Genomic DNA, 4,622 nt, shown 5'->3' with positions numbered 1-4,622 from the left:
CTCCCACCGAACCGCCCGCCCCGCCCGCCGAGCCCGCCGGGCGCCACTATGCGCCGTCAGCGCCGTCAGCGCCGTCGGCGCCGCCGCCCGCACCCCCGCCGCCGCCGGTCGCCGGCGGTCAGCCGGCGCATGCCCGTCCGGAACCGGAGCCGCGGCGCGAACCGGGGTGGCGGATCGAGGAGCCCGGGCGCGGCGACACCCCGGCGCACCAGATGACGCCGCCGTATGTACCGCCGATGCCGACACGGCCGGAACCGGCCCCCCGCCACCGCGGCACCGAGGAGCCCGTCGAATCGGAGAGCCGTCGCAGCGAAGGCCAGTCGGTGGCCGATCTGCTGGCCCGATTCCAGGTCAGCCCCACCGGCAGCGGGGGCCGGCGGCGCCGCAAAGAGGACTGAGCGCACGCCCGGTTCGGCGGCCGCGCTAAAATCTGCGGTGACCGTCCGGTACCCGCAGCGCGGGACTGGAACGAACCAACAGGACTTGTGAGGGTCGTCTGCGATGATGCAGCTCGACGGTCTGCGCCCGGCGCGGCTCCAAGTGGGTGTCATCTCCGCCGGTCGCGTGGGGACCGCCCTGGGTGCTGCCCTCGAAGGCGCCGATCATGTGGTGGTGGCCACCAGCGCGATCTCCGCGCTGTCGCGCCGCCGCGCCCACTCCCGACTGCCCGACACCCCGGTGCGGCCGGTGCCGGAGGTGGCCGCGGCCGCCGAACTGCTGGTGCTGGCCGTGCCCGACAGCGAGTTGGCCGCGCTGGTCGCCGGTCTGGCGGCCACCGCCGCGGTGCGTCCCGGCACGATCGTGGCCCACACCTCCGGGGCGCACGGCGTGGCGGTGCTGGAGCCGCTGACCGCCCAGGGCGCCACCCCGCTGGCCATCCACCCGGCGATGACGTTCACCGGGGCCGATGAGGACCTCGCCCGCCTGCCCGGCACCTGTTTCGGGATCACCGCCGCCGACGAGATCGGCTACGCGATCGCCCAGGCGCTGGTGCTCGAGATCGGCGGGGAGCCACTGCGGGTCCCCGAAGACGCCCGCACCCTGTACCACGCCGCGCTGGCACACGCCGGAAACCACCTGGTCACCGTCGTCGCCGACGCGGTGGCGATGCTGCGCAGCGCGCTGGCCGGCGCCGAACTGCTGGGCCAGCCCCTCGTCGAGGACGCTCCCGGCGGGCTCGCCGAACGGGTCGTCGGCCCCCTGGCGCGCGCCGCGCTGGAGAACACCCTGCAACGCGGCCAGGCCGCGCTGACCGGGCCGATCGCCCGCGGGGACGCCGCCGCGGTGGCCGCCCACCGCGCCGCGATCGGCGCCGTCGACGGCGCGCTGGCCGAGGCCTACCGGAGTGCCGCGCTGCGCACCGCGCAGCGCGCCCACGCCGACGACGCGATGGTGAAGGTGCTCGCCCCGTGATCGCGGCGGCCACACCGGCCTTCGCCGCCGGTGAGCTCAACGTCTACACCGAGCCGAACGAGATCGCCGCGGTCTGCCGGGCGCTGCGGGCCACCGGCCGCCGCGTGATGCTGGTGCCCACCATGGGCGCCCTGCACGACGGGCATCTCGCCCTGGTGCGCGCCGCCGCCCGGGTTCCCGGTGCGGTGGTCGTGGTGTCGATCTTCGTCAACCCGCTGCAGTTCGGGACCGGTGAGGACCTCGACGGGTATCCGCGCACCCTCGAACACGACCTGGCGGTGCTGCGCGGCGCCGGGGTCCACGCCGCGTTCACCCCGACCGCCGCCACGATGTACCCGCACGGGCCGCGCACCACCGTGCACCCCGGCGAGCTGGGGGCGCAACTGGAGGGGGCGGCCCGCCCCGGGCATTTCGCCGGGATGCTGACCGTGGTCCTCAAGCTGCTGCAGATCGTCGGTCCCGACCGGGTGTTCTTCGGGGAGAAGGACTATCAGCAACTCGTGCTGGTGCGTCAGATGGTCACCGACCTCAACATCGCCACCGAGGTGGTCGGGGTGCCGATCGTGCGGGAGCCCGACGGGCTGGCGATGTCGTCGCGCAACCGCTACCTCGACGCCGAACAGCGCGAGCTGGCGGTGACGCTGTCGGCGGCGCTGGCGGCCGGACGGGCCGCCTCCGGTGGCGGTGCCGCCGCCGTCGAGACCGCCGCCGCCGAGGTCCTGGCCGCCCGCCCCGCCGTCGATGTCGACTACCTGGTGGTCCGCGACCGGATGCTGGGCCCACCGCCGCGGCAAGGCCCGGCGCGGCTTGTGGTGGCCGCCCGGCTGGGCACCACCCGACTGTTGGACAACATTGCCGTCGAACTCGGCGGCGGATCTGTCGAGTAACCGCAGAATCGTTGGAGGACACCATGTTACGCACAATGTTGAAATCGAAGATCCACCGTGCCACCGTCACCCAGGCCGACCTGCACTACGTCGGGTCGGTGACGATCGACGCCGACCTCATGGACGCCGCCGATCTGCTGGAGGGCGAGCAGGTGACGATCGTCGACATCGACAACGGCGCGCGCCTGGTCACCTACGCCATCACCGGGGAGCGGGGCAGCGGGGTGATCGGCATCAACGGTGCCGCCGCGCATCTGGTGCACCCGGGGGACCTGGTCATCCTGATCGCCTACGCCACCATGGACGACGCCGAGGCCCGCAGCTACCGGCCCCGGGTGGTGTTCGTCGACGCGACGAACACCCCGGCCGACCTCGGTGCGGACCCGGCGTTCGTGCCCGAGTTGGATCTGCCGGAGGCCGCCGAGCTGCTCTCCCCGCGGATGAGCACCCACTAGCCATGCTGCTGGCGATCGACGTCCGCAACACCCACACCGTGGTGGGCCTGGTGACCGGCGGCGGCGACCACGCCCGGGTGGTGCAGCGGTGGCGCATCCGCACCGAGGCCGAGATCACCGCCGACGAGCTGGCGTTGACCATCGACGGGCTCATCGGTGACGACGGGGAGCGGCTCACCGGCGCGGCGGCGCTGTCGACGGTGCCGTCGGTGCTGCACGAGGTTCGGATCATGCTCGACCAGTACTGGCCGTCGGTGCCGCAGGTTCTCATCGAGCCCGGGGTGCGCACCGGTATCCCGCTGCTGGTGGACAATCCCAAGGAGGTCGGCGCCGACCGGATCGTCAACTGCCTGGCCGCCTATCGCCGCTTCGGCACCGCGGCGATCGTCATCGACTTCGGCTCGGCGATCTGCGTCGACGCCGTCTCGGCCAAAGGCGAGTTCCTCGGCGGCGTGATCGCCCCGGGGGTGCAGGTGTCCTCCGATGCTGCGGCCGCGCGCTCGGCGGGGCTGCGCCGGGTCGAGTTGACCCGTCCCCGCTCGGTGATCGGCAAGAACACCGTCGAGTGCATGCAGTCCGGCGCGGTGTTCGGGTTCGCCGGGCTGGTCGACGGCCTGGTGAGCCGAATCCGCACCGACATCGACGGGTTCGCCGGCACCGACGTGGCGGTGGTGGCCACCGGGCACACCGCGCCGCTGCTGCTGCCGGAGTTGCACACCGTCGACCACTGCGAGCCCGACCTGACGTTGCACGGGCTGCACCTGGTGTTCGACCGCAACCGTGACGGTCAGCGCCGCGGGCTCAAAACCGCCCCCTGACGCGACCCTGAGGCGGCTCACCCCCGGACGGCCCGCACCCACTGGACGGTGCCGCTGGTGGTCACCCGCACGCCGGTGAACCCGAGACTCTCGGCGGTGTCGCCGAGCTCATCCTCGGTGAAACCGTGCGCCCCGAACGCCGGCAGCAGCCGCCACAGCCGCACCGAGTGGCCCGCGGTGGGAACCATCACCGCGGCCCGCCCGCCCGGGCGCAACACCCGGTGCATCTCGGCGAGGGCGGCCGCCGGGTCCGGCACCAGCTGCATCGCCGCGATCGAGACGACCGCATCGACGGTGGCCTCCCGCAGCGGCAGCCGCTGGGCGTCGGCGCGCAGGTACGCCGTCTGGGCCCCACCGGTGGCCGCGGCGGCGCGCGCCAGCATCGGCGCGGACACGTCGACCCCGAGCGCCAGCCCGTCCGGCCAGACCGCGCGGCCCAGCGCCGGGGTGATCGACCCGGGACCGCAGCCGACGTCGAGCACCACCTGGCCGGGCTGCAGAGCCAGCCACGCGCTGGGCTGCTGCCACGACGCGAGCAGCCGGCGTGCGGTCGCCTGGGCCACGTCGTAGAACGCCGATCCGACCGTGGAGGCCCACACCGACTGAATCGGCCCAGAATTGCGGTCCGGGGCCGACCGGTCGTCGGCGCCGGCCGTCTGCAGGGTGGGGCTGAGCAGATCCAGATAGCCGTCGGTGAGCACCGGGTGGGCCGGCGGATCGGTGAGCAGACCCAGGGTGCGGCGCAGGGCGGGGGGCAGCGCGCCCGGCGCCGAACGCGATGACGACGATGACGGTGGTGCCACGGTGTGCCCTCCCTGCGGTCGAACCCCGGTCGGCGGGGCTTGTCCGCAGGTTACGCGTACCCCGGCGAGCGGGCACCGGTGTGCCGGAACGTGCTGAGTAAGCTGGCGGGCCGTGACCTCCCCCCCCCCCCAGCGGCTCCCCCCCGCCCTCCTGTCCGCGCCGGCTTTCACCCCGCCGGCGCTGACCCTGGCGATTGGTGGTCTCGGTGGCCTGGTCGGGCTGGCCGGGATGGCCGGGATCACCAC

Annotated in this window: 5 protein-coding genes and 1 pseudogene; 5 read left to right on the top strand and 1 reads right to left on the bottom strand. The window is 74.0% G+C overall.

Annotated features, from left to right (window positions below; translation table 11 throughout):
- The 5 genes and pseudogenes from B8W67_RS19865 to B8W67_RS19845 form a co-directional block, all read left to right on the top strand.
- Nucleotides 1-398, top strand: a pseudogene (locus B8W67_RS19865) (hypothetical protein); the annotation flags it as partial.
- A 103-nt stretch (nt 399-501) separates the two neighbouring features.
- On the top strand, nt 502-1,413 hold the full coding sequence (locus B8W67_RS19860) for a Rossmann-like and DUF2520 domain-containing protein (RefSeq protein WP_069393162.1): 912 nt from the start codon (nt 502-504) through the stop codon (nt 1,411-1,413).
- Nucleotides 1,410-2,300 (top strand): pantoate--beta-alanine ligase, encoded by an 891-nt coding sequence (gene panC, locus B8W67_RS19855; RefSeq protein ID WP_085305901.1) that lies wholly within the window; start codon nt 1,410-1,412, stop codon nt 2,298-2,300. Before B8W67_RS19860 ends, panC begins: the two co-directional genes overlap by 4 nt.
- 23 nt (nt 2,301-2,323) lie before the next feature.
- The gene (panD, locus tag B8W67_RS19850; RefSeq protein ID WP_069393224.1) at nt 2,324-2,755 is read left to right on the top strand and encodes an aspartate 1-decarboxylase; all 432 of its coding nucleotides are present in this window, start codon (nt 2,324-2,326) and stop codon (nt 2,753-2,755) included.
- Between the two features lie 2 nt (nt 2,756-2,757).
- Nucleotides 2,758-3,573, top strand: a complete 816-nt coding sequence (locus B8W67_RS19845; RefSeq protein WP_069393164.1) for a type III pantothenate kinase — start codon at nt 2,758-2,760, stop codon at nt 3,571-3,573.
- 17 nt (nt 3,574-3,590) lie between these two features.
- Here the strand turns inward: B8W67_RS19845 and B8W67_RS19840 are convergent, their stop codons facing one another.
- The gene (locus B8W67_RS19840; protein ID WP_174254754.1) at nt 3,591-4,376 is read right to left on the bottom strand and encodes a methyltransferase domain-containing protein; all 786 of its coding nucleotides are present in this window, start codon (nt 4,374-4,376) and stop codon (nt 3,591-3,593) included.
- Nucleotides 4,377-4,622 lie beyond the last annotated feature (246 nt).

It is taken from the genome of Mycolicibacillus koreensis (assembly GCF_002104795.1).
In the GTDB taxonomy this organism is placed as follows: Bacteria; Actinomycetota; Actinomycetes; order Mycobacteriales; family Mycobacteriaceae; genus Mycobacterium; species Mycobacterium koreense.
The sequence above is the reverse complement of the archived record's forward strand: the minus strand, read 5'-3'. Positions and strand labels throughout refer to the sequence as shown.

Bases quoted from the DNA above. Each gene is read 5' to 3' on its own strand.
- B8W67_RS19860 (WP_069393162.1), top strand. From the start codon at position 502: ATGATGCAGCTCGACGGTCTGCGCCCGGCGCGGCTCCAAGTGGGTGTC.
- panD (WP_069393224.1), top strand. From the start codon at position 2,324: ATGTTACGCACAATGTTGAAATCGAAGATCCACCGTGCCACCGTCACC.
- B8W67_RS19845 (WP_069393164.1), top strand. From the start codon at position 2,758: ATGCTGCTGGCGATCGACGTCCGCAACACCCACACCGTGGTGGGCCTG.